25 protein-coding genes and 1 pseudogene are annotated in these 22,718 nt (G+C 47.0%); 4 read left to right on the top strand and 22 right to left on the bottom strand.

The genetic code is table 11. The features are described 5' to 3' along the window. Position 1: 1 nt before the first annotated feature. The 8 genes from ACH32G_RS16495 to acpS form a co-directional block, all read right to left on the bottom strand. Positions 2-403 carry an anti-sigma regulatory factor gene (locus tag ACH32G_RS16495; protein WP_003156178.1) on the bottom strand — a complete coding sequence of 134 codons (402 nt, stop codon included), beginning with the start codon at positions 401-403 and terminating at the stop codon, positions 2-4. Positions 404-405: 2 nt separating this feature from the next. Then, the gene (rsbS, locus tag ACH32G_RS16490; RefSeq protein WP_003156180.1) at positions 406-771 is read right to left on the bottom strand and encodes an RsbT antagonist protein RsbS; all 366 of its coding nucleotides are present in this window, start codon (positions 769-771) and stop codon (positions 406-408) included. 4 nt (positions 772-775) lie between these two features. Beyond that, complete coding sequence (locus ACH32G_RS16485; protein ID WP_003156182.1) at positions 776-1,597, bottom strand: STAS domain-containing protein; 822 nt, start codon at positions 1,595-1,597, stop codon at positions 776-778. A 120-nt stretch (positions 1,598-1,717) separates the two neighbouring features. Next, a complete protein-coding gene (ndoA, locus tag ACH32G_RS16480; protein ID WP_003156187.1) occupies positions 1,718-2,068 on the bottom strand; it encodes a type II toxin-antitoxin system endoribonuclease NdoA in 351 nt (116 codons plus the stop codon). Between the two features lie 5 nt (positions 2,069-2,073). Next, complete coding sequence (gene endB, locus ACH32G_RS16475; protein ID WP_003156188.1) at positions 2,074-2,355, bottom strand: type II toxin-antitoxin system antitoxin EndoAI; 282 nt, start codon at positions 2,353-2,355, stop codon at positions 2,074-2,076. 119 nt (positions 2,356-2,474) lie between these two features. Then, on the bottom strand, positions 2,475-3,644 hold the full coding sequence (gene alr, locus ACH32G_RS16470) for an alanine racemase (protein WP_448814592.1): 1,170 nt from the start codon (positions 3,642-3,644) through the stop codon (positions 2,475-2,477). Between the two features lie 116 nt (positions 3,645-3,760). Then, positions 3,761-4,768: a LolA family protein gene (locus ACH32G_RS16465; protein ID WP_016937172.1), complete on the bottom strand. Its 1,008-nt coding sequence runs from the start codon at positions 4,766-4,768 to the stop codon at positions 3,761-3,763. Between the two features lie 164 nt (positions 4,769-4,932). Further along, positions 4,933-5,298: a holo-ACP synthase gene (gene acpS, locus ACH32G_RS16460; RefSeq protein ID WP_448814591.1), complete on the bottom strand. Its 366-nt coding sequence runs from the start codon at positions 5,296-5,298 to the stop codon at positions 4,933-4,935. A gap of 92 nt (positions 5,299-5,390) precedes the next feature. Here acpS and ACH32G_RS16455 point away from each other — a divergent pair, with 92 nt between their 5' ends. Continuing rightward, positions 5,391-5,990 (top strand): rhomboid family intramembrane serine protease, encoded by a 600-nt coding sequence (locus ACH32G_RS16455; protein ID WP_016937174.1) that lies wholly within the window; start codon positions 5,391-5,393, stop codon positions 5,988-5,990. Here ACH32G_RS16455 and ACH32G_RS16450 read toward each other — a convergent pair. The 5 genes from ACH32G_RS16450 to ACH32G_RS16430 form a co-directional block, all read right to left on the bottom strand. After that, complete coding sequence (locus ACH32G_RS16450) at positions 5,987-7,453, bottom strand: PH domain-containing protein (protein ID WP_448814590.1); 1,467 nt, start codon at positions 7,451-7,453, stop codon at positions 5,987-5,989. The two genes, ACH32G_RS16455 and ACH32G_RS16450, sit on opposite strands and share 4 nt — an antisense overlap. Then, positions 7,443-7,922 (bottom strand): PH domain-containing protein, encoded by a 480-nt coding sequence (locus ACH32G_RS16445; RefSeq protein WP_029575265.1) that lies wholly within the window; start codon positions 7,920-7,922, stop codon positions 7,443-7,445. Before ACH32G_RS16445 ends, ACH32G_RS16450 begins: the two co-directional genes overlap by 11 nt. A gap of 116 nt (positions 7,923-8,038) precedes the next feature. Next, positions 8,039-9,523, bottom strand: coding sequence for a degradosome RNA helicase CshA (gene cshA, locus ACH32G_RS16440; protein WP_016937177.1), 1,485 nt, complete (start codon positions 9,521-9,523; stop codon positions 8,039-8,041). A 330-nt stretch (positions 9,524-9,853) separates the two neighbouring features. Then, on the bottom strand, positions 9,854-11,224 hold the full coding sequence (locus ACH32G_RS16435; protein WP_064778180.1) for a UDP-N-acetylmuramoyl-tripeptide--D-alanyl-D-alanine ligase: 1,371 nt from the start codon (positions 11,222-11,224) through the stop codon (positions 9,854-9,856). 77 nt (positions 11,225-11,301) lie between these two features. After that, positions 11,302-12,387 (bottom strand): D-alanine--D-alanine ligase, encoded by a 1,086-nt coding sequence (locus ACH32G_RS16430; RefSeq protein WP_013351087.1) that lies wholly within the window; start codon positions 12,385-12,387, stop codon positions 11,302-11,304. Positions 12,388-12,540: 153 nt separating this feature from the next. Between ACH32G_RS16430 and ACH32G_RS16425 the strand changes: the two genes are divergently transcribed. After that, positions 12,541-12,858, top strand: coding sequence for a thioredoxin family protein (locus ACH32G_RS16425; protein WP_016937180.1), 318 nt, complete (start codon positions 12,541-12,543; stop codon positions 12,856-12,858). Here the strand turns inward: ACH32G_RS16425 and ACH32G_RS16420 are convergent. Next, positions 12,855-13,748, bottom strand: coding sequence for a cation diffusion facilitator family transporter (locus tag ACH32G_RS16420; RefSeq protein WP_045927014.1), 894 nt, complete (start codon positions 13,746-13,748; stop codon positions 12,855-12,857). The two genes, ACH32G_RS16425 and ACH32G_RS16420, sit on opposite strands and share 4 nt — an antisense overlap. A gap of 216 nt (positions 13,749-13,964) precedes the next feature. Here ACH32G_RS16420 and ACH32G_RS16415 point away from each other — a divergent pair. Further along, positions 13,965-14,139, top strand: a pseudogene (locus ACH32G_RS16415) (Fur-regulated basic protein FbpA); the annotation flags it as partial. Further along, positions 14,132-14,278 carry a Fur-regulated basic protein FbpB gene (gene fbpB / locus ACH32G_RS16410; protein ID WP_003156206.1) on the top strand — a complete coding sequence of 49 codons (147 nt, stop codon included), beginning with the start codon at positions 14,132-14,134 and terminating at the stop codon, positions 14,276-14,278. The pseudogene ACH32G_RS16415 and the gene fbpB, both read left to right, overlap by 8 nt. A gap of 25 nt (positions 14,279-14,303) precedes the next feature. Here fbpB and ACH32G_RS16405 read toward each other — a convergent pair whose 3' ends face one another. The 8 genes from ACH32G_RS16405 to ACH32G_RS16370 form a co-directional block, all read right to left on the bottom strand. After that, the gene (locus ACH32G_RS16405) at positions 14,304-15,449 is read right to left on the bottom strand and encodes an acyl-CoA dehydrogenase family protein (RefSeq protein ID WP_016937184.1); all 1,146 of its coding nucleotides are present in this window, start codon (positions 15,447-15,449) and stop codon (positions 14,304-14,306) included. A 114-nt stretch (positions 15,450-15,563) separates the two neighbouring features. Continuing rightward, positions 15,564-15,899 carry a hypothetical protein gene (locus ACH32G_RS16400; protein WP_099744897.1) on the bottom strand — a complete coding sequence of 112 codons (336 nt, stop codon included), beginning with the start codon at positions 15,897-15,899 and terminating at the stop codon, positions 15,564-15,566. 94 nt (positions 15,900-15,993) lie between these two features. After that, the gene (locus ACH32G_RS16395) at positions 15,994-16,734 is read right to left on the bottom strand and encodes an ABC transporter permease (RefSeq protein ID WP_099744903.1); all 741 of its coding nucleotides are present in this window, start codon (positions 16,732-16,734) and stop codon (positions 15,994-15,996) included. 19 nt (positions 16,735-16,753) lie between these two features. Next, positions 16,754-17,680, bottom strand: coding sequence for an ABC transporter ATP-binding protein (locus tag ACH32G_RS16390; RefSeq protein WP_264819673.1), 927 nt, complete (start codon positions 17,678-17,680; stop codon positions 16,754-16,756). Positions 17,681-17,779: 99 nt separating this feature from the next. Next, the gene (locus ACH32G_RS16385) at positions 17,780-18,829 is read right to left on the bottom strand and encodes an AI-2E family transporter (protein WP_049627924.1); all 1,050 of its coding nucleotides are present in this window, start codon (positions 18,827-18,829) and stop codon (positions 17,780-17,782) included. A gap of 185 nt (positions 18,830-19,014) precedes the next feature. Next, a complete protein-coding gene (gene dctP / locus ACH32G_RS16380) occupies positions 19,015-20,271 on the bottom strand; it encodes a C4-dicarboxylate transporter DctP (RefSeq protein ID WP_047476305.1) in 1,257 nt (418 codons plus the stop codon). A gap of 108 nt (positions 20,272-20,379) precedes the next feature. Next, a complete protein-coding gene (locus ACH32G_RS16375) occupies positions 20,380-21,051 on the bottom strand; it encodes a response regulator (RefSeq protein ID WP_049627923.1) in 672 nt (223 codons plus the stop codon). Next, positions 21,026-22,648, bottom strand: a complete 1,623-nt coding sequence (locus ACH32G_RS16370; protein ID WP_016937190.1) for an ATP-binding protein — start codon at positions 22,646-22,648, stop codon at positions 21,026-21,028. The genes ACH32G_RS16375 and ACH32G_RS16370 overlap by 26 nt, the downstream gene beginning before the upstream one ends. Between the last annotated feature and the right edge of the window lie 70 nt (positions 22,649-22,718).

Genomic DNA, 22,718 nt, shown 5'->3' with positions numbered 1-22,718 from the left:
CCTACCGAAGCCATTTCACGGCTTGAATCTCTGTTCCTTCCTCTGCAACAGATTGCAGGCTGAATTCATCCATCAGCCTTTTGACGCCCGGAAGCCCCGCTCCCAGTCCGCCAGACGTTGAAAAGCCGTCTTCCATTACTTTACGGATGTCGGGGATTCCGGGTCCTTTGTCTTCTGCTATGATTTTAAGGCCTTTTTTACCTCTGTCGTTTACTTGTTCTATGCTGACCTGGCCCTTGCCGGCATATAAGTAGATATTTCTGGCCAATTCTGAGATAGCCGTCGTGATTCTGGCCTGGTCCACCGTGCCGAAGCCTAATTCCTTCGCAACGTTGCGGCCAAGCTGTCTGGCGGCTACGATATCCCATTCTGTCATGATTTTCACACAGGATTGGTCGTTCATCGCTATTCCCCCAATTCCCGCTTCAATGTCTCAAGCCCTTGCTCTAAGTCGAGCGCTGTTTCGATTTCCTCAAGTGAGATTCCGAGTTCAATCAATGTGACCGCCACAGCCGGCTGAATTCCCGTCAACACGACTTTTGCGCCCATTAATTTTGACATGGTAATGACATCGCCGAGCACTTTCGCGATAAATGAATCGATCATATCAACGGATGTCAGGTCGATGACGACCCCGTTCGCGCCGGTTTCATAGATTTTGTTCAGCAGGTCTTCCTGAAAATGCAAAGCAGTCTGATCGTCAAGTTCCCATTGAATGGATACCAATAAGCAGTTATACAGTTTCAAGATCGGGATTTTTGGATGTCTCACAATGTTATTCCCCCAATGAAACGATTTTTCGATTTGTCATTTCAAGCGCTGTTTGAATTCCTTTTTGAAGGGTATTCTTCGTAATAACCTGTGACAAATCAATTCCCAGATTAACGATCGTCTGCGCGATTTCCGGACGGATTCCGACGAGCAGGCATTTCGCGCCGACAAGCCGCACCGCTTCCGATGCCTGGATAATATGGTGCGCCACCATCGTATCAACGACCGGCACGCCCGTAATGTCAATCAATACAACCTGTGAACGGTGCTTTACGACGCCGTTTAACAGATTTTCCATAATATGCTTTGCACGCTCCGTATCAATCGTCCCGACAAGCGGCATAACCGTTACATGCTCAAATACCGGGATCAGCGGAGCCGACAGTTCCTGAAGCGCGATTTTTTGCAAAGTAACTGTTTTTTCCCAGGAGATAGAATACTGATTTAAGATTTCCGTGTTGATCGGATTGAAAAAGCTGTCTATTTCCAAAATCAAATCCGCTCTGTCCTGATCGGCCATATTAAGGTCGACCATCGTTTCGTAAAGCAGTTTCCAAAACTCTGACAGGGTGGCTGAAAGAAGTTTCAGTGACAGGCCGAGCTGAACGGCGCGCAGTGCGAGTTCACTGATCTGCTCTTCGGTAGCCTCGTCATTTTTAGTCGATAATAAAAGAATGTCTATATAATCTTTACAAATATTTTCACATATGTGATTCGTAAGCTGATAGTCTTCCTGATTGCCTACTTCTTTTAGTTTGGCTGTCCAAGTATCAAGCAGTTCATCATGCTGATCAATAATGAACTGATACACTTTCTGATTCGACATGGGTTTCACTGACCTCCCGACACAAAACAACAAATTTTGTTTGATTATCTCTTTATTATAGCGCTTATGTTTTTCGAAAACAAAAAAAGTTGCTCTTTATGAGCAACCAGAAAAATATGACTAAAAATCAATGAGTGCCAAACTGATTTGCAGGGCTTCATCAACCTTATCCATCATTTCATCATCCAGATGAGTTATTTTATCCGTTAATCTTTGCTTGTCAATCGTCCGAATTTGCTCCAGCAAAATAACGGAATCTCTTTCAAAACCGTAGCGTTTTGCATCAATTTCGACGTGGGTTGGTAATTTCGCTTTCTGTATTTGGGCTGTTATGGCTGCAACAATAGCAGTCGGGCTAAAGCGATTTCCGATATCATTCTGGATCACTAAAACCGGGCGTACGCCGCCTTGCTCTGAGCCAACAACAGGAGATAAATCAGCAAAATAAACATCGCCGCGCTTTACAATCAAAATGATTATCCTCCGCTGACTAAGCGCTCAACGGTCGTTTCTGCTTCGCACTCAGCATAGTGAGCCTCAGAAGAAATGTTCAAGTTGATTTTCGCCATTTCCATATACCCGCGTCTCATCAAATCACGGTTGTGGCGAGTTGTCCGTTCGCTGACATACGCTCTCACTGCTTGTGATATCAGTTCGTTTCTGCTTCGTTTCTCCCGCATCGCTACACCATCCAATTCAGCTACTAAGTTTTCAGGCAAGCTGATTTTCATTTCGGTTCTTGCGCTGGATTCAGACAAAAAACATACACCTCCACCAAACTTACGGATACGACCAATTCATCCATCCAGACATAATGATACCATTATTCAAACGTCAAGCAAAGCTGTTTTATAAATTCTCTTTTTCCGGATGACGGCTACTTGCTTGTATTTTCTTGCAGTAAAGGATTTCTTACTTCCATTATACTCTCATTTTCCAAAAACATACGGGGAACGCGGGAACTAATGGTACAAGGGACCTCGTAATTAATCGTCTCAAGCCGCCCGGCGATTTCGTCCATCGTGATCGTTTCTTCTTTCTGGCTGCCGATCAGGGTGACTTTGGTGCCCGGCGGATAAGATTGATCTAATTCGACCATTAATTGGTCCATGCAGATCCTTCCGGCAATGTTCATCCGTCTGCCGCCGATCAGCACAGCCGTACCGCTCAGCTTGCGGAGCCATCCGTCTGCATAGCCGATGGGAACGGTTCCGATCCATTGATCCTTCTCTGCCGTATATGTTGCACCGTAGCTGACGCTTTCCCCTTTGCGGATTTTTTTCACATGGGATAAAACAGAGTGCAGTGCAAAAGCCGGCTTTAATTGAAACGGAATTTCGTTTTGGATGTCAGCGGAAGGACGGAGCCCGTACATACTGATGCCGAAACGAACCGCGTTAAAAAAGCCTTTTTTAAGACGAAGTCCGGCAGCGCTGTTCGCGCAGTGGACCATCAATTCTTTTAAAGGAAGCGGAGCGATCAATTTTTTAAAGCGTTCAAATTGGAAGAGGAAATAATCTCTGTTTTTTTCATCCGCGGTTGCAAAATGGGTGAATACGCCTTTACAGACTAAACCGGGATTTTGGCCGAGGATTTTTAACACGCTTTGGATTTCTTCCTCCGTTTTGACTCCGAGTCTGTTCATGCCGGTATCGACTTTCAGGTGAAACGGCACTGTTTCACTTCCGAGGTGGCGCGCAGCTTCCTGAAGCCATTCAACAGAATATCCCGTCAGTGTGACGTCATATTCGGCAGCGGCTTGTACATATTCAGGGGGCACGGCGCCAAGGACGAGAATCGGCGCTGTAATGTCCCGTTTTCTCAAGGAGATCGCCTCATCCAGTATCGCTACGGCAAGACACGAGGCACCCGCTTCAAGCGCGGCTTTCCCGACTTCCAAATCTCCGTGGCCGTAAGCGTTCGCCTTTACAACCGCCATGAGATGGACGTTTTCGCCGATGTGTTTTTTCATATGTGTGACATTTTCTTTAATCGCAGACAGGTTGATTTCCGCCCACGTTTCTCTGTAAAAGGATGCTGTGTTCACTCGATACACTTCCTAGCATTATTTTCAAACCATATTGTTATTATCATACTAAAATTATTCTGCAAAGTGAAATGGAATCAAAAAAAGAGGCCGGCAGCGGCGGCCTCTTTTTGACGTTATTTTGAAGACTGTCCCTGCATGCTTTTGGCGGCGGCCACCATTTCGTCTTTCGTAAGATCCTTCGATGACAGGAGATAATCCACTCCGTCATATGTCCACGTTAAAGACGTATCGGATAGTGCGGCGACCGTGAAGCCGAGATTAACCGGTTCGCCTTTCAGCGTGACGGCAGAGGCTGCTTTTGCGATTTGGGCTTTTTCTTGAATGAGCGTGAATGATTTTTCCCCGCCGTATGTCATGACGACCCGTTTGCCGTCCGCGGTTGAAATATCTTTCTCTTCAAGCTTTTTGACGCCGGCCGGGACTTGAAGCGGTGTTTTGACGGCAAATGAATCAGACGGCTTAGCGCTTGTGGCGACGTCCATCTGGGAAAGCGTCATGTTTTTCTTCTCGTCAAAAGAGTCTTTGTCAAACGGTTTGTTGAATTCAAAGCTTTTGAATTCGACTTTTACCATCACTTTCCGGTCTGTATCCATGACTTTGACGAGCGACGGGCTCATGTCCTTTTTGTTGAAAGTGATTTCTTGCGTCGGCAGCATTTTGTTATGCTGATAGTTTGTTTTTGTTTCAAACGTGTACTTTTTATCTTTGGCGGAATAGACGGCGTCTTTGTCATTTTGCACGTCTTTTACAAGTGACTCAAACAAATATACTTGGCTGCTGTTATTCGGCCAGTCGCTTTGGAAGCGGAAGCTCTTATTTAAAGACGGCGTGAGGACAAAGACTCCGTTGGCGTTCCGTAAAATGACTTGATTTTGGTCTTTTTTCGGATTTTCCAGATAGACCCGGTACAGGGAAGGTTTTTTATGCCAGATTTCCACATTGTATACTTGCGGATCACTCCCCGTTTCAATGGTCATTTTGGCTTTTGCTTTGTACGAGGTGTATTCTTTCGCCTTCTTATCTAAACCGGTCACGATATCTTCCTGTGATTTTTGGCCGCAGGCCGAAAGAATAAGGACGGCAAGCAGTCCCGTTAAAAGCAAAACAAAGCTTTTTCTCACCTTTTTCCAACCCCTTCTTCTCAATTGATGTAAAGGGAAGAAATCGCTTGTTTGACTTTAACGGTACGCCCTGAACGGCCGGACGCGTACCATAAAAGCCTCAAACAACTTGTCTCCCTTAATGCACTATCAAATATATGAAGGGGTTTCGGCTAATATGCAGACTAGCGTGACAACCTTTCAATCACGACCTGCGCCGCGGCGTATTCTTTTGTATGGGTAATGGAGACGTGAATTGCCGCGCCGTCAAGCTTGGCGCAGGTAAGCACTGGCTTGCCCGCCGTGTCGTTTCCGGTTTCAATATCCTGAAAGCTGAGCTCTTTGCCGATACCCGTGCCGTACGCTTTCGAAAAGGCTTCTTTTGCCGCGAATCTTCCCGCAAGAAATTCAATTTTCCTTTTGTCCGACAGCTGTGTAAAGCGGACGTATTCACCGTCCGTCAATATTCTTTGCGGAAATCTCGTCTGCCGGCTGAGCATATTTTCAATTCTGTGCAGTTCAACGATGTCGATTCCGATTCCGAAAATCATGTGAATTCCTCCTAAAAGTCCGTACTAAAAAACGGTTTGTGTCATAAACGTGTTACTATATATGTAACAAATCAAGTGCAAAGGGGCTTGCGATGTTTATACGAACGGAAAATTTCCAGACTTTTATCAGACGTTATCCCGCCGTCAGCTGCATTCTGGCGCTTCAGGCGTTTTTATGGCTGTTTTTCAGCCTGCCGCTTCATTCCGTCATGATGTGGTCAGATGCAGTGACCGGCTATAATTACGGTGTTTTCGAGGGAGAATGGTGGCGGCTGGTGACACCGATGTTTTTACACGCGAATTTCACCCATCTCCTGTTTAACTCCATGTCTCTGTTTTTATTCGCGCCCCCGCTTGAGCAGATGCTCGGAAAAGTCCGTTTTCTGATTGTGTACATCGCGTCAGGCATCATCGGCAATATCGGCACGTATCTTGTCGAACCGCTTGATTATGTGCATGTCGGCGCATCAGGGGCGATCTTCGGACTTTTCGGCGTGTATGTGTTTCTGACTGTTTTCCGGAAAGAGCTGATCGGCCGGGACCAGTCAAAAATGATTATGACGCTTCTTGTCATCGCGGTACTGTCGACCTTTATCAATTCTAATATTAACATTATGGCGCATTTGTTCGGACTGGCAGGCGGATTTTTGCTTTCTTTTTTATGCGTGCAGCAAAAAAAGCGGCGGTATTAACCGTCCGCTTTTTTATATGAATACCAACGCCCGATGCGTTCGGCATCTTCCTCACTGACATCCTTCAGCATGAAATGCTCCATGTGGTGAGCTGATTTCACTGCGGTAGCCACGGATGCGAGCCGTCTTCTTTTTTGCAGAATAGACCGGCTGACTTCCAGCATCTGCATTCTTCTTCTCAGCATAATCGTGGTCGTCTTCCCGACCAGCCTCGTGGTGATCTGAAGCCTGCCGCCGTTTATGCACCATGACGCTGTCCTAAACGAGGCATATCCAAGCACCAGTTCGGCAGGAAGCACAAGCAGCGATGCATATCCCCACGGTTTAAACAGAATACAAAGCGGGATGATCACGAAAACTGAAAAGATAACGGATCGGAATAAATACCGGCGCAGCGCCCTTTTCGGCAAATGATTCCGGTTTTCTTCCAGCACGTAATCCGGTGTGAAATCGTTCAGCATCACACCGAGCTTTGATCTGCGGATGATCGGAAACAGAATCGTTTGAGCGCCTTCTTTCTCATTCCCCGCCCTGCCTGCACTGACAATCGCAACCGTCGCGTATCCGAATAGCTGTCTGATGACATTTTCTTTAATTTTAATGGCCTGAATTTTACGGAGCGGGATCGTCACTTGATGCTTTTCAATAATTCCGCGTGTAATGACCAATTCATGTTCCTTTTTCTCTATTTTGAAGTTGGCATGCTTGATCATCATACCGGCGATGCTTAACAGCCAGGCGATGAACAATCCTATGAAAATGATCACGGCGTAAATGCCAATGCTCGCATGCTTGAGAAAAGAGAACCTGTCATAGAGCCAGTCCATCGGAAATACTTCATCAATCTGAGAAAAGAGGGCGAATACCGCTGAGATGATGACACCGATTCCCCCGGATGTTGAAGCCGCCATAAGCAGCTCGCCTAAAGACAGCCGGTAGACGGATTGTACATCACCCCTAGGCATCGGCTCCTGCTCCGCCGCTGTCTCCCGGTGTTCTTCCAGCTCAGCTTTTTGCTGAAAAACCGCCGCTCTGATCCGTTCCGCCTCTTCCACAGTAATGGCGGATAAGACAGCCTCGGCATTTTTTCCGTCCCCGGCCGTTTCGATTTGCAGCTTAACCAGCTTAAAAAGCTGCTGAATGACGCCTGCACTCGTATTCATTGATTGAATCCGGTCAATGGAGATGTATCTTTTTTTTGTAAAAAATAAGCCTTCTTCTATTCTGAATTCCCCGTCTTCAATGCGATATGTAAACTTTCTCCATTCGATCACGCTTGCTGCAATCAGCCAGATAAGCAGAACGGCGAGCGCAATGCCGCCATAAAAGCGGATGAAGTGGTTTGAATTGACGATATAGACGAGAAAAAACGGAAGAATGATATTTTTAATGGTTTCGATAATAATATGGAATAAGTTCAAAATCACGGCCGCCGGGTGCAGACGTTTCGGTTCAGACATCATCTTCCGTCACCCTTGCCAGACGGGAAATGGAATCCCTCAGCCGGTCAGCTTCCTCCATATCAAGCGCCGGAATGGAATGAACGGTCGCCGCCGTGGAGATTTTGACTGAGGCCAGGCGGTATCTTCTGAGAAGCGGGCCTTGTGAAGTATCTACGTGCTGCACCCTCACCATCGGCACAATGACCCGTTTGACAATAAAAATGCCGGATTGAATATCTATTTCATTTTCATGGACTTCATAGCGCCAGATCCTGTGCCTGATTTTCGGTATGGCATAGATGGATATCACTGAGCCGATGATCCAAATGATGCCGAGGACTCCGGTGATCCAATACGGCCAATGGAAAAAATGGCTTAAAACAGCTGCTGCTATAACGGCCAGAAGACAAACGGCGGACAGGATGATTTCCTGAAGACGCCAGACTTTTAAGCCGCTTGGACTGATTCGATTTTTTGGCTGTGCTCTCAACATACCTACCTCCCATTTTTTATCATACATACAAATACGGCTGATTTGCAAAAAAGATTCACTTTCCGGCATATCGAAAAAAAGCGGACCCTGTAAAAGGGTCCGCTTCCTGTGTTTTAGTATGATTTTTTCTGGCGTCTGTCACCTGAAGAACGGCGGTCAGTTGAACGTTTTTTATCGTAGGAAGAACGGTTGGTGTTTTTCCCTTTGCCGCCGCGGTAGCCGCCGCCTTGGCCGTCTCTGCGCTTAGAAGTACGCTGGTTTTTATAGCGTTTGCTGACCATCGGCGCTTCATCAGTGAGGCGTACAGGCGTGCTGTCGGGCTCTTTTGTCGCCATTTTGATGGCTGCAGCCACAACTGTCACTGCATCATGATCTTCTAACAATTCCGCAGCTGCCGTCATGTAGAAGTTCAGGTTGTTTTCGCTGATCGCCGTGCGCAGACGGTCAACCGTCACCTGCTGCTGTCCTTCTAATGCTTCGTCAAGCGTCGGCTCTTTCATGCGGTCCATTTTGCGTTTTGTCGTTTGTTCAATCGCGCGAAGCATGCTTTTCTCACGCGGTGTGATAAACGTCATCGCCATACCCGTTTTTCCTGCACGGCCCGTTCTTCCGATACGGTGAACGTAGCTTTCAGGATCTTGAGGCACGTCAAAGTTGTACACGTGTGTTACGCCTGAGATATCAAGTCCGCGGGCGGCAACATCAGTCGCTACAAGAACTTCGATTGCACCTTCTTTAAATTTACGAAGCGCAACCATACGCTTCGCCTGCGTTAAGTCGCCGTGAATTCCTTCAGCTGCATATCCGCGCAGGTTCAAGGCTTCAGCCAGCTCATCGACACGGCGTTTTGTACGTCCGAATACGATCGCAAGTTCCGGAGACTGAATGTCAAGAAGACGAGTCAGCGTATCGAATTTTTTACGCTCTTGCACTTCCAAGTAGAACTGCTGAATGTTGGAAACAGTCATTTCTTTCGCTTTTACTTTTACATGCTCAGGCTCAGTCATGAAACGCTCTGCGATCCGTTTGATCGGAGCAGGCATTGTTGCTGAGAATAGAAGCGTCTGATGCTCGCTCGGCACGTTTGAGAGAATTGATTCGATATCATCAATGAATCCCATGTTCAGCATTTCATCGGCCTCATCCATGACAACCGTATTCACGTTGTTAAGACGGATCGTGCGGCGGTTGATATGGTCAAGAAGACGCCCCGGCGTACCTACGATGATATGCGGGTTTTTCTTCAATGCGCGGATCTGACGCCCGATATCCTGGCCGCCGTAAATAGGCAGCACTTTCGCACGCTTATCTTGTCCGATTTTATATAACTCTTCAGATACTTGAATGGCTAATTCACGGGTTGGCGCGATTACGATTGCTTGAATATTAGGAGACTCGGGGTTCATTTTTTCAACAAGGGGTATACCGAACGCAGCTGTTTTACCTGTACCTGTTTGCGCTTGTCCGATGACATCTTTATTTAAAAGTCCGAGCGGAATCGTTTGTGCCTGAATCGGTGTTGCTTCTTCAAATCCCATACGATTGATTGACTTCATGAGATCAGAACTTAATTGGAAATCTTGAAACGTTATAGTCAAATTATTCAAACTCCTTCTGATTGCTGTTTCAGTAATGTCGTGATTTACCACTAAAAACTGCCCTCTCATACAAAGGACAGGATCATACGTATACAAAGCCCGAATTACTTTACGTTTAATCTTACCATTACACTATGTGTTTTTCAATAAGGCGAGATGTTCAAGCTGCCGGAAGCGGCCTGACCGGATTCTTCCCGCAAATGACGCCGGCCCCCGCGCCGGGCGGGATTTTCCAGCCGGCGGTCTTTCTTTTTCATACGGACAGAATTATTTCACCCGGATTTAGTTTCTTCATTTTTATAAATTTTTATGAGGCTGATCAGTATTTCTTCAGTTCTCCTCTAATAAATCTTTAACGATTTCTTCAAGCTTCATACCTCTTGATGCTTTAAACAGAAGGAGATCGCCGGAAGCGGCCTTTTCCTGTATGGCGTGAAGCAGTTCTTTTTTTTCGAGATAATGGCTGACGCGGCCTTCTTCAAAATGCCGGCGTGCTCCGTCAGCGATGAACGCGCCGAGAGTGCCGTACGTAAATACATGGTCGATCTCCTCCGGATTGATCGCGGCCCCGCATTCTTCGTGGAATGCTTTTTCATGATCACCGAGTTCAAGCATATCACCAAGCACGAGCATTTTCTTCCGGTAGCCTTTCATCGTTTCGATTAATTCGACCGCCGCTTTCATTGACGTCGGACTTGCATTATACGCGTCGTTAACGATTGAGATGCCGTTATCCGTTTTGACCAATTCCAATCTCATTCCCGTCACTTTCAGGCGGCTCAGTCCCAGAGCGGCATTTTCGGGCGTAATGCCGAAATAGATGCCCGCGGCGTATGCGGCCATGGCATTCATGACATTATGTCTGCCGAGAACGGGAACAAAGAAAGAACGATCAATACCGTCGATACTGAAATAAGTGCCTTCTTCCGCCTGTTTCATTTCTTTCAGGCGGAGATCATTGTCCGCGCCTGCGCCGTATGTCGTTGTCCGGCAAGTGTACGCCCTTTCGCGAAGCAGCGGCTCATCCCCGAAATAAAACAGAACGCCGTCTTCCCGAAGTCCGTTTATAATTTCTAGTTTCGCCTCCGCAATTCCTTCTCTTGAGCCTAAATCCTGCATATGGGATTCGCCGATATTGGTAATGACGGCAGCTTCCGGTTCGGCGAGACGGCTCAGAAAATCAATTTCGCCTCTCGCGCTCATCCCCATTTCTAAAACGGCGATTTCTGTATCTTCGGGCATAGCAAGCACCGTCAGCGGCAGGCCGATATGGTTGTTGAAATTGCCTGCGGTTTTGTGAACGCGGTATTGAGTGCCGAGGACGGCGTGAAGCATGTCTTTTGTTGTCGTTTTTCCGTTGCTTCCGGTCACCCCGATAACCCGTGTGCCGAGCTCTTTTAAGTAAGCTTTTGCCAATGTTTGCAGCGCCTCCAGCGTGTCATCGACAAGGATCACGGCACGCTCTTGCGGCGGATTCGGCTCAGAGCGGTCCCACAATACCGCGGAGACGCCTTTTTCGAATGCTTGCGGCACAAAGGTATGGCCGTTAAAATGCTCTCCTTTTAAAGGAATGAACAGCTGATTTTTTTCCAAAGTCCGCGTATCGGTTGCGGCGCCCTCAATCATCGTTTGTTCAAATACAGGATTTGTCAGTGTGCCTTTGACCATGTCTGCGATTCGTTTTACAGTTCGCTTTATCAAAGGTGGCACCTCGCTTTCTGAAAATGTTGTCTGTTACGGGAAAAGACACTGCCCTCTTCAGGCAGTGTCCGTCTTCATTAAAATGTATGTTTAATCAGCTGTTTTTCGGCATGGCGTTCTTTTGCCAGCTCAACCAGCTGCTCGATCAGATCGCTGTAATCTACGCCGGCTTCTTTCCACAGCAGCGGGAACATGCTGAATGGCGTAAAGCCCGGCATTGTGTTCACTTCGTTAATGAGCACTTGACCGTCATTGGTCAGGAAGAAATCGGCGCGGACAAGGCCTGAGCCATCAATCGCTTTGAAGGCTTTAATCGCCATCTCGCTGATTTCCGCGTACTGTTCATCCGTCACTTGCGCGGGAATCATTAAATCCGTGTCGCCGTCTTCGTATTTCGCTTTATAGTCGTAAAAGTCGGTCTTCGGAGCGATTTCACCGACGGCGGAACATTTCGGTTCGTCATTTCCGAGCACGCCGATTTCGATTTCTCTGCCGGCGATTCCTTCTTCCACAACAATTTTCCGGTCATACTCAAAAGCCAGTTCGAAGGCTTTTTCAAGCTCTTCACGGTTTCGGCATTTGCTGATTCCGACACTTGATCCGAGGTTCGCCGGTTTGACAAAGCACGGATACCCCAGCTCCTCTTCAACCTGTTGTAAGCAGCTGTCCGGCGTCTGTTTCCAATCCTTTTTTAAGAAAGCGGCATACTTCGCCTGCGGAAGCCCCGCTTGAGCAAACAAATGCTTCATGATGACTTTATCCATGCCGGCTGATGATGCAAGCACTCCGTTGCCGACATAAGGAACATTCAGCAGCTCCAGCAGTCCTTGAATCGTGCCGTCTTCACCGTTCGGTCCGTGGAGAAGCGGAAATACGACGTCAATCGGCGCCTTCTCGTCAGCCGACGCTTCAGGAAACATTTCCCGGTTCAATGCTGAAAGAGCGAAACTTTCACCGTTTTGTTCCAGCTGAAGCATTTTCACGTTGGAAACCGGTTCAGTCAGAAGCGGGCCTCTTTGCCACTCTCCTTTTTCAGTGATGTAAATCGGATGTATATCAAACTTATCAGTATTAAGCGCTTTTGTTACAGCCAGTGCTGTCTGCAGCGATACATTGTGTTCGGCTGACTTTCCGCCGTACACCAATCCTAGACTTGTTTTCAATGGATATTCCCCCCACAGCAATTCATCTTTACTATCTTATCATTTTCATCAGAAAATGATCTAATTATTTTTGGGCATTCTGAATATGAAAGCATTTGTATGTAATTCCTTTTTATTTTATATTAAAATGGCATGGAAAAGGAGATGTGTCATATGAAAAAAATCAGTACAACAGAACAATTTAATGAACTTATTCAATCCGACAAGGAAATCATCGTGAAATTTTTCGCTGACTGGTGCCCTGACTGCACGCGCATGAATATGTTCATCGGCGATATTTTGGAAGAATATAATCAAAATGATTGGTATGAGCTGAACAGAGACGAACTCCCTGAGCTTGCCGACAAATATCAAGTGATGGGCATCCCGAGCCTTCTGGTCTTTAAAGACGGTGAAAAGAAAGCGCATCTGCACAGCGCAAACGCGAAAACTCCGGAAGAAGTCACAGAGTTTTTATCACAGCATATTTAATTCGTTTCGTGATCTTTGTTTATGACTTCAGGCTCTACATGAACATGGACATGAGTCACATCATGTTCATGTTTTATTGCACATTCGACCTCATCGGCTACTTCATGACCTTCTTTCACAGACAGTCCCGGATCTACCGTAATGACCATTTCCACATGAACCGTGCTTCCCAAATACCTTGCTTTCACGTCCTTCAGCCTGCTGACTTCTTTTATTTCTTTCACCGTATGTTTGTACGGTTCCAAATCTTTCAAGTCAAATCCGTCCGTCAATGAGTGGGAAGCATCTTTGAAGATGTCCCATGCCGTCTTACAGATGATGATCCCGATCAGAAAAGCAATGACCGGATCAATCCACGGCAGATGAAAGCGGGCCGTTATGACACCTATAAACGCCCCAATACTGACATATGCGTCAGATCGGCTGTCTTTCGCCGCCGCATGAAGCGCCGAACTTTTGATCCGGTTTGCAAGACGCCTGTTATATACATACATGCCGTACATGACGATCGCGCTTCCGAGCGCCGTCCATGCCGCAATGTAGCTCGGCTCGGCCTCCGTTCCGCTGACAACTGCTTTCGCTCCTCCGATCAGCACTTCAATCCCGACCGCCATCATAATAAAAGACGCAATTAGTGAAGAAATTGTTTCAGCCCGATAATGTCCGTAGGCATGATCGCTGTCCGCGGGGCGCTGGGAAATCCGGAGCCCGATCAGCACAGCAAGAGATGCGACAATATCCGTGGCATTATTTAACCCGTCCGCTCTAAGCGCTTCGGAATGATAAATAAGACCGATCGCCAATTTGACAGCGGCAAGGATGAGGTACGCGGCGATATTCAGAATCGCGCCTTTCTCGCCCCGTTTTAAGTTCGCCGTTTGATCATTCATGTAAGGACTCCTCCATTCTCATTCATAGTATGGATGGAAAAGCAGAAAAATAGCAGTTTTGATATGTCGAAAATGCAATCAATTCGACAGCATTATTCCCCGGGAAACTTTTTGTCGAAAAATTGGCGGTATTTTCTCTTTACATATGAATAGGCTCATTGTATACTTTCATTAACTGATAATGATTATCAATATCATTTGATTAGGAGGGTAATCATGAGATCTTCTCCTCAACTCAGATCATCAGTCGAAGGACGTAAAAAACATCTGATCCATTTGCTGATCAGTAACGGAATATACAAGAAGTCGGAACGGCACTTATATGAATTATCGCTTGGAGAGTTAGAAAGCGAATATCAAATATGTAAGGAAGGTGCGGGCTCATGGCGAAACGGAAAATAAAAACATACGAACAGCTGATAAAAGAAAACAAGGCGGCCATTATGAATAATCAAAAGCTGATGAATGTCATTTATGACAGAATCGACCGCAAGCATCAAAAATTGCTCCGGCACAACAGCCATACATAAAAAGAGCCTATTTCAGGCTCTTTTTTTATTGCTCAAAGGCTTCCGCCGCTAATTTGCCGATTACCGCATCGTCCATCGGCGGGTTGTGAAGGCCGGCGCGGGCGTCACGGTAATACCGCTGAAGCGGGTTGTTTCGCTCCAGGCTTTTCGCGCCGGTGATTCTCATGGCTTTATCAACAACGGAAAGGACGGCATTTGTCACAATGTGTTTTGCCGCGCCGAGTTCGCTTTTGATGAAAGGGCGGCGTTTCGGGTCATCATACATTTGCGCCGCCGTGAAAAGAAACTGTCTCGCTTTTAACAATTCAAGCTCCATTTCCCCGACACGCTGCTGAACGGCCGGCACGTCTTTAATCGGTCCGTTCAGGCTGTTTGGCGAATATTCGGATGCAAACCGGACGGCATAGTCCCTTGCTGCTTGAGCGATACCCAAATAAGCAGCGGGAATGTGAAGCAGCCAGCCATTCACTTTCGCCGCTCTCGGCCCGCTGATAAGCTCCACGAGCCGCTCGTCACTGACCGTGACATCATCTAAAATGAGGTCGTGGCTTCCGGTCGCCTTCATGGCGATCATATCCCACGTTTCTTCGACCGAGACGCCCTCCTGGTCTTTATGGATGAGAAAAACACCGGTCGTTTGTTTTTCTTCAATCCATGCCGTCACAAGCATATAATCCAGAGTCAGCGAAAGGGTTGTAAAAGTTTTCCGGCCGCTCAGCACCCATTGTCCGTTCTTTTTGACAGCGGAAGTGCCGGGTCTTCCCCCTCTCGTCGGACTGCCGGTCTGCCGTTCAGTCGCTGCCCTGTTCAGGACGGCTCCCTTTTTCACCTCTTCTGTGATAAAAGAAAAGACATCTTCATTCCAGCTGTTTTCTTCTCCGAGCTCTCCCATGACAGATAAATGCCAGCCGATTCCGAGAGCAACAGCCGCGTCTCCCCGGGCCAGCCGTTCCTGAAACAGCACCATATCATAAACGGAAATGCCTGCACCGCCGAAGGCCTCAGGTACCGTTAACGCCGTATATCCCGCGTCCCGCAGTCTTTCAATTTTCTCCGCGGGAAAACGGCCCTCCTCGTCATCAAGCGCGGCTGTTTTTTGAAATTCGTCTGCAAGCAGGCCGATTTTTTCCATCCATTCTCTCTGCCGTTCGTTCTGTATCCATAAAGACACTGGAATCCCCCCATTATAATTCCGATAAAGTTAATAAGTATTATAGAGATTCAAGTCCCGTTTCGCAACTGTAAGGCTGTACAAAAAAACACGCTATTCCATAGAATAGCGCGTTCAGACTGCTTCGGGGCCGCGGTCCTGCTTGAGCCCGAGATAAATCAGCATATATGTGAGGTAACCCATCGTCATCACCAGCCCGCCAAAGAAAAAGCTTGAGAAAACCGGCTCTTCAAACGCGGTAACCGCCGCAAGCACGATCCAGCTTGCATACAGGTAGATGATGAAATAACGGAATCCCGTCTTCATTTTATATAAGAGAAACAGACCCACTGTAGAAAACAATCCCAGCGCAAGCCTGAAATAAACAAGATGTTCGAATTGGAACATGAATGACACAAAGGAAAAACCAAGCAATAACACAATCGGTAATGCGGTAATAAAATTTCTCAAGTGAGCACCTCCGTCATTACCTTTATTATAAATCAAAATAGCATAAATTATTGATTTATCGTGATCTTTTTCACAAAAATGTCATTCCTTTACTTTATACCCGAACATCGCGTTTGCAAAAGCTCCACCAAGCGACGGCTAAGAAGAAGACGATATGGATAATGATAATGCCTGTCGAAAATAACGGCGTCATTCCCGCAAACAGCGGTTTCGCCCCGCTCATGTATTGCGTCAGGTCCGTATTCGCGAACAGCAGGAAGCTTCCCCATTTGTTTTGGAAGACTGACATAATCGTCACAAGTGATTTCGCGCCGTACAGGACGATAAATGACAGAATGACGGCCGTTGCGCTGTTACGGAATAAGGAAGAGCACAGCAATCCGAAGCATGCCATCGCAAATGCCTCGACCCAGTTCGTGCCGATCACTTTCAGTGTGTTCACAAGAAGTGTCCCTGATTCAGATGTCACCGACACTCCGAAGAAAGCCATACCGAACAGCAGAGACAGAATATAGTACGCCGCATACAGGTACAAGCTGACCAAAAGTACGGTAATGAGTTTAGATATAAAAATCCGCTCCCGCTTTACCGGACGGATTAACAAAAATTTAATTGTTTTCTTATCAAATTCAGCTGAAATGATCGTCGCCGCAATGACGATCGTTAATGCTTCAAGCAGAATATTGAGCCCGGGTGCGTACGCCATATAGCCGATGAAATTCTCGTCCGTTCCGGAGCTGATGACAAGCCGTTTAATGACGAGCGCCATAATAAACTGAAGAACGGCCATCAAAATCAGCGCCACTAATGAGACTTTACGATTAAAGAGTTTCATATGCTCATTCGCTGTCAATTTAAACATTCGTCTCCCCCTCCTCTTGAAGCGCCGTCGTCACTTTCATGAATTCATCCTCAAGCGATTCCGCATACGGCATGATGGAATACACGAGAAAGTCTTGTCCGACGAGCGCCCGGTTTAATTCCGGGATGTCCTTCTTCGCTACGGTGACGGTAATGCCCCCGCCGTTTTTCTCCGGAGCAAACTGCTGTTGAGACAGCCATTCGAATGCTTCATCAGCAGGCTGTATGTCGAGGACGGCTTTTTCTTCTTTTTCCGCTGCGCCTCGCAGAACGACCTCTGTTTTGATTTCACCTTTTTGAATGATGATGACACGGTCGCAAAGGTCCTCCACTTCACGCAATAAATGCGTCGCAAAAAGGATGCTCGTCCCTTCAAGCTCCGCGAGCTCTTTTAAGTGATCGCGAAAATCTTTCATTCCGCCGGGATCAAGCCCGTTTGTCGGTTCATCTAAAATGAGCAGATTCGGACGGTGAAGAATGGCCTGTGCAATCCCGAGACGCTGACGCATGCCGAGGGAATACGTTTTAACTTTGTCGTGAACGGCATTTACAAGCCCGACCCGCTCGATGACTTCCTGAAGCCTGTCCTCTTTGATGTTTTTGTGCATGTTGGCAAAGTGCTTCAAGTTTTCCCATCCCGTCAGATACGGGTAGAATTCAGGGTTTTCCACGATCGCGCCGACGGATTCCAACGCTTTTTCGAACTCAGTATCGTGCTGAAAGCCGTTAATTGTAATCGTGCCGCTGTTTTTCTTTAAAAGACCGACGATGATTCGGATCAGTGTGGTTTTTCCCGACCCGTTCGGACCGAGCAGACCGATGATCTCGCCCTGCCTGACATCCATGCTGATGTTTTTCAAAATGTGCTTTTTGCCTATTGTTTTGTCAAGGCCTTCAATATGTAAAATCGGCTCAGTCATACAGCCTTCCTCCTTTTTCAAAAAAAATAAACAGTGCCCATACATAAGGCACTGTCTGCATTATAACATTTGTCATTTATTCGTGAAGAGCAGGGGCTGTTACGTCTTCTCCGGCCCCGAGCCGGATTTTTCTTTCTCTTCATTATTGACGACATCCAGAATATCCAGCAGGAACACAAAAATCGGAATCCCGATAATCAGGCCCCAAATGCCGAAGAAATGTTCCGAGAAAATCAAAACCGTAAAGGTAAAAAAGATCGGAAGTTCCGTTTTCGCTGACATCAGTTTCGGATTGAGGAAGTACGTCTCAATCGCGTGAATGACGAAAATGACCAATACGATGTAGATAACATACGCAGCGCCGCCCGTCGTATACGCGATGATACTGAGCGGGATGAGCGAAATCACCACACCCGCCACGGGAATGAGCCCGAGGAAAAAGACCATGATGGACAGGCCGAACAGCTGCGGAAAATGCAGAATGGCCAATGCGATGAAGGTGAGGATACAGTTCACCAGCGCGATAATAAATTGTGCTTCAATCACTTTGCCGAATGTTCTCGCAAACTTGCTGCCGAAAAAAGCAAGTTCATAGTAAAAGACAGACAGCTTGCTGTGCTGAAATTTTTTCATGAATTCCGTGAGCCGCTTTTTCTCGAACAGGAAAAACATGCTGAGAATCAGTGACATCACGACCTGCAAACCGAAAGTGCTGATATCGGCCAAGTATGTATACAGTACATTAAATCCTTCTTTTACATAAGAACCGATATTAATGTCACCGAACACGCTCGATATTTCATCATAAAACGGGATGACATCGGGATGATACGCGATGTGCTTGATCTGCTTAATCAGCTGTTCAATCTGCTTGGCAACAATCGGGTAGAAGACAAAACCTCCCACAGTCGCTCCGACAGCCAGCGCAATATATAAAATGGTGATGACCACCCTCTGACTGATACGGAAAAAATGGTTCAACACGTGCCGGATGACAGTCTCCAGCCGATCCATCAGAAAAGTAAAAATAAACGTAAGCAAAATCAAATTAATCATACTTCGGAATACAACTAACACCCCAGTCAAAACAAGAAAAACGGAAAAACGTCTGACACCCGGATGCTGAAAAAATTTAAAAATAGCCGCCATTTATACACTCCTGCTAGGACAAAAAGCCCTTAGATTTCATCTTTCACTCTCTAATTGTAAATTATATAACAAAATGACGCTAAGGTCTTTGTCCACCTCCTAATAAATTTAAACAAATTTATCTTTTTTACTCATGGCAGACAAAAAAAAGAACGGCATGCCGGATGCATGCCGTTCCTCCCATTTTATACCGCCGTTTTCATTTCTTTTACGGCCTGTGTGCTTTTTGCTTCGTCAAACTCATTTTCGCTCTTGGCTACGATGATCGTGGCGATTCCGTTTCCGATCAGATTGACGATCGCCCTTCCTTCACTCATAAAGCGGTCAACACCGAGGAGCAGCGCAAGCCCCTCCAGCGGGATTACCTGGAGCGCCGACAAAGTGGAGGCGAGCACGATAAATCCGCTTCCGGTTACGCCCGCCGCGCCTTTTGATGTCAGCATTAACACGAGAATGATCGTAACCTGCTGACCGATGGAAAGGTCAACGCCGAACACCTGCGCCAGAAAAACCGTCGCCATGGACAGGTAAATCGAGGTGCCGTCCAGATTAAAGGAATATCCCGTCGGAATCACAAGACCGACAACCGATTTGGAGCAGCCGTAGCGCTCCATTTTATCCATCATCCGCGGCAGGACGGACTCAGAAGAGCTTGTGCCGAGAACGATGAGCAGTTCATCTTTAATAAACCGGAGATAGTTCCACAAACTGAAACCGAAAAGCTTGCAAATGATATTCAAAGCGACAAATACAAACAGGAACATTGTAACGTATACAGACAGCATCAGACTCGCCAGCGGCTTGATGGAATCAAGTCCGAAGTGCCCGATCGTATAGGCCATGGCCCCAAATGCGCCGATCGGCGCCGCACGCATGATGTAGCCAATGATCTTGAAAAAGACGTGCGACAGTTTATCGAAGAAATCAATAATGCTTTTGCCTCTTTCACCGAGCGCTGCCAAGCCGACTCCGAATAAAACAGAAAAGAATAAGACCTGAAGAATGTCACCTTTCGCAAAAGCGTCAACCATGTTTGACGGAACGATGTGAGTGATAAATTCAATCCAATCAATTCCCTGTCCCCCGTTTTGCGTGTACTGAGAGACATCCCCTTTTTCAAGCTTGCTGTAATCAAGCCCCTCACCGGGTTTCATGATATTGACGACCAGAAGTCCAATAATAAGGGCGATTGTGGTCACGACTTCAAAATAAATAAATGCTTTTCCCCCGACTTTGCCGACTTTTTTCATATCTCCCATCTTGGCAATGCCAAGCACGATCGTCAGGAATATGATCGGTGCGATAATCATTTTTACCGCATTGATAAATGTATCGCCGAGCGGTTTCATCTGTTTCCCGGCCTCAGGCCATACAAGCCCGACGATGACGCCGATGATGACCGCCGTGATGACTTGCACCGTGAGATTTTTGAATATTTTCATCCCTGCTCCCCCTTGCCTCTCGCTGTGTCTATGCTGAAATGATAGCGTTTTCAAACGAAGAGGGAAAGCTTATGTTCATAACGGACATTTTGGTCTTTTTGGTCTCGGCTAACGGACGAATTTATAGCGGTTAACCGGCCGGCCCACTCCCCCGTACTGAATGTCGAGCTTAATCTGACCGTCTTTCTCAAGAAAATCAAGATAGCGCCGCGCCGTCACTCTGGCGATTCCGAGCGCTTTGGCGGCTTCTTCAGCTGAAAGCGGCTCCGTCTGCCGTTTCATATAGGTTATAATTTCATTCATCGTAAAATGATTTAACCCCTTCGGCAGATCCCGGGACGGATTTTGCGGAATTTTAAGCAGCGCGTCAAGCTGGTCTTGAGACATGGTGTCATGCTGTTCCATTTTCCGTTTATATTGTTTAAAGTTTTCGAGCGCCTGTCTCATCCGCTCCAGCTTAAACGGCTTCAAAATATAGTCGGCCGCGCCGTTTTGCAGCATAAGCTGGATCGTTTCTTTGTCTTTTGCAGCCGAGACGATGATGACGTCCACTTCGAGCTTTTGTTTTCTGATTTCCTGAAGCGTTTTAATTCCGTCTTTTTTCGGCATGTACACGTCTAATACCACGAGTTCGGGCCGAAGATCTTTTATAAGCCTGATTCCCTCGTCTCCGTCAGCTGCCGTGGCAATGACGCTGAATCCTGAAACGCCGCTGATAAATTCTTTATTCACCTCCTGCACCATCGGATCATCTTCAATAAGCAGCACCTTGATGTCCATCTATCGATTCCTCCCCCTTCATCGGAAATAAAATAGAAAATGCCGTTCCCTGTCCCTGCCGTGTGTCGACTTCAATGATGCCCATCCCTTTGTCGACGATCTGTTTGACGAGGTACAAGCCGTATCCCGTGCCGCCCGTTTTATTGACGGTAAACCCTTTTTCATAAATGTGCGGGATATGCTCATCTGAAATCCCGCTTCCATTGTCTTCTATTAATATCGCAAGCACTTCTTCATTTTGCTCGATACTGATGTCAATGTGTTTGTCCTCCGTGTCGGCTGTTTCGAATGCGCCGAACGCGTTTTCGATTAAATTGCCGAGCAGGACGACGATGTCATGCTGGTCCACATGCACCGGAAATTGTGAAAAGCTGCTGTTTTCATCAATTTTCACAGAAATGCCGAGCTCTTTGCCTCTTTTGATTTTGCTTAACAGAAGCCCCGCCGCGGCGTCATTCTGAATGGCCTGATGAAGGAATTCTGTGACGCTTTCTTGTTCTGATGATGCCTTGAAAGCAAGCTGGAGCGCTTTTTCTGATTTTCCGAGCTGAATCAGTCCCGCGATGGTGTGAAGCTTGTTCATGTGTTCGTGATTTTGGACTCTGAGCGCATCGACAAAATTTTTCACGCCCGTCAGTTCTTCAGCCATTTTCGCCGCTTCCGTCCTGTCCTGGAATATGGCGACGGCGCCGATGACCTTCTTTTTCATAACGATCGGAATTCTGCTGCTCATGATCACCTTTCCGCTGACTTGGATTTCTTCGTTATATACAGCCCGGTTCCGCTCGACGATCTCCGGGAGCCGCGAATCTTTTAACACGTCCCAGATCAGCCTGCCATCGGTCTCTTGTCTGACATTGAATATCTGCTTCGCTTTTTCATTAAAAATGGTGATGTGATGCTGATTATCGATCGCGATGACGCCCTCATTCATCGAATGAAACGTAGCGGTCCGTTCCTCATACATTCTCACGATCTCATGGGGCTCCAGCCAAAACATTTGTTTTTTGATGTGGCGGGCCAGCAAAAAGGAGCCGGCCAGTCCGAACCCGAGCGCCAGCAGAACGATAAAGAGAATGTCATGTTTCAGCTGAAGAAGAATTTCACCGAATCCGGGCAGCGTTTTACCGGCCAGAACGACACCGATCTGATTCAAATCCCGGTCTTTGATGGGATAAAAAGCGCGGACGGCGGTGCCGATTTCTCCCTTTGCTTCGGAAAAATAAATGTGCTCGGCAAACGCCGCCGCTTCGTCTTCACCCCTTGAACGCTTTCCGATCATCGTGCTGACGGGATGTGAATAACGGATATGGTCCATATCCATGACGACGATGTAGTCCGCTTCATTGATGATCCTTATTTCTTCGACCGCATGGCGCACGTCTTCCCTCTGCTTTTTCTGCTCCAGGGCGCGTTTGACATCGGTCATCTCAGATACCGTCCGTGCGGTATTCATCAGCCGTTTTTTCAGCTCGCGCTCCTCTGTATGCTGAATATTTCCGATCAGCACGATGCCGACGATCAAAAAGGTAAAAAGCACGACGATATAAGAAAGTATGGTGATTTTCCAGCGGATGGTGAGCTTTTTTTTCGTCATTGGCCTCTTCCTTTCCGTCTCTTTACGAAAACGGCCCGCCCGATTATGCTTGTTATAGAAAATGGCGGAG

It is taken from the genome of Bacillus sp. CIS52, assembly GCF_053545315.1.
This window is presented reverse-complemented; position numbering and strand designations above follow the sequence as displayed.

Excerpts from the sequence above, each read along its gene's own strand:
- ACH32G_RS16420 (WP_045927014.1), bottom strand. The coding sequence starts at position 13,748 with ATGAATGATCAAACGGCGAACTTAAAACGGGGCGAGAAAGGCGCGATT.
- ACH32G_RS16385 (WP_049627924.1), bottom strand. The coding sequence starts at position 18,829 with ATGGCGGCTATTTTTAAATTTTTTCAGCATCCGGGTGTCAGACGTTTT.
- ACH32G_RS16455 (WP_016937174.1), top strand. The coding sequence starts at position 5,391 with ATGTTTATACGAACGGAAAATTTCCAGACTTTTATCAGACGTTATCCC.
- ACH32G_RS16375 (WP_049627923.1), bottom strand. The coding sequence starts at position 21,051 with ATGGACATCAAGGTGCTGCTTATTGAAGATGATCCGATGGTGCAGGAG.
- ACH32G_RS16495 (WP_003156178.1), bottom strand. The coding sequence starts at position 403 with ATGAACGACCAATCCTGTGTGAAAATCATGACAGAATGGGATATCGTA.
- ACH32G_RS16395 (WP_099744903.1), bottom strand. The coding sequence starts at position 16,734 with ATGAAACTCTTTAATCGTAAAGTCTCATTAGTGGCGCTGATTTTGATG.
- dctP (WP_047476305.1), bottom strand. The coding sequence starts at position 20,271 with ATGAAAATATTCAAAAATCTCACGGTGCAAGTCATCACGGCGGTCATC.
- ACH32G_RS16450 (WP_448814590.1), bottom strand. The coding sequence starts at position 7,453 with ATGATGTCTGAACCGAAACGTCTGCACCCGGCGGCCGTGATTTTGAAC.
- ACH32G_RS16390 (WP_264819673.1), bottom strand. The coding sequence starts at position 17,680 with ATGACTGAGCCGATTTTACATATTGAAGGCCTTGACAAAACAATAGGC.
- fbpB (WP_003156206.1), top strand. The coding sequence starts at position 14,132 with ATGGCGAAACGGAAAATAAAAACATACGAACAGCTGATAAAAGAAAAC.
- ACH32G_RS16425 (WP_016937180.1), top strand. The coding sequence starts at position 12,541 with ATGAAAAAAATCAGTACAACAGAACAATTTAATGAACTTATTCAATCC.
- acpS (WP_448814591.1), bottom strand. The coding sequence starts at position 5,298 with ATGATTTTCGGAATCGGAATCGACATCGTTGAACTGCACAGAATTGAA.
- ACH32G_RS16485 (WP_003156182.1), bottom strand. The coding sequence starts at position 1,597 with ATGTCGAATCAGAAAGTGTATCAGTTCATTATTGATCAGCATGATGAA.
- ACH32G_RS16370 (WP_016937190.1), bottom strand. The coding sequence starts at position 22,648 with ATGACGAAAAAAAAGCTCACCATCCGCTGGAAAATCACCATACTTTCT.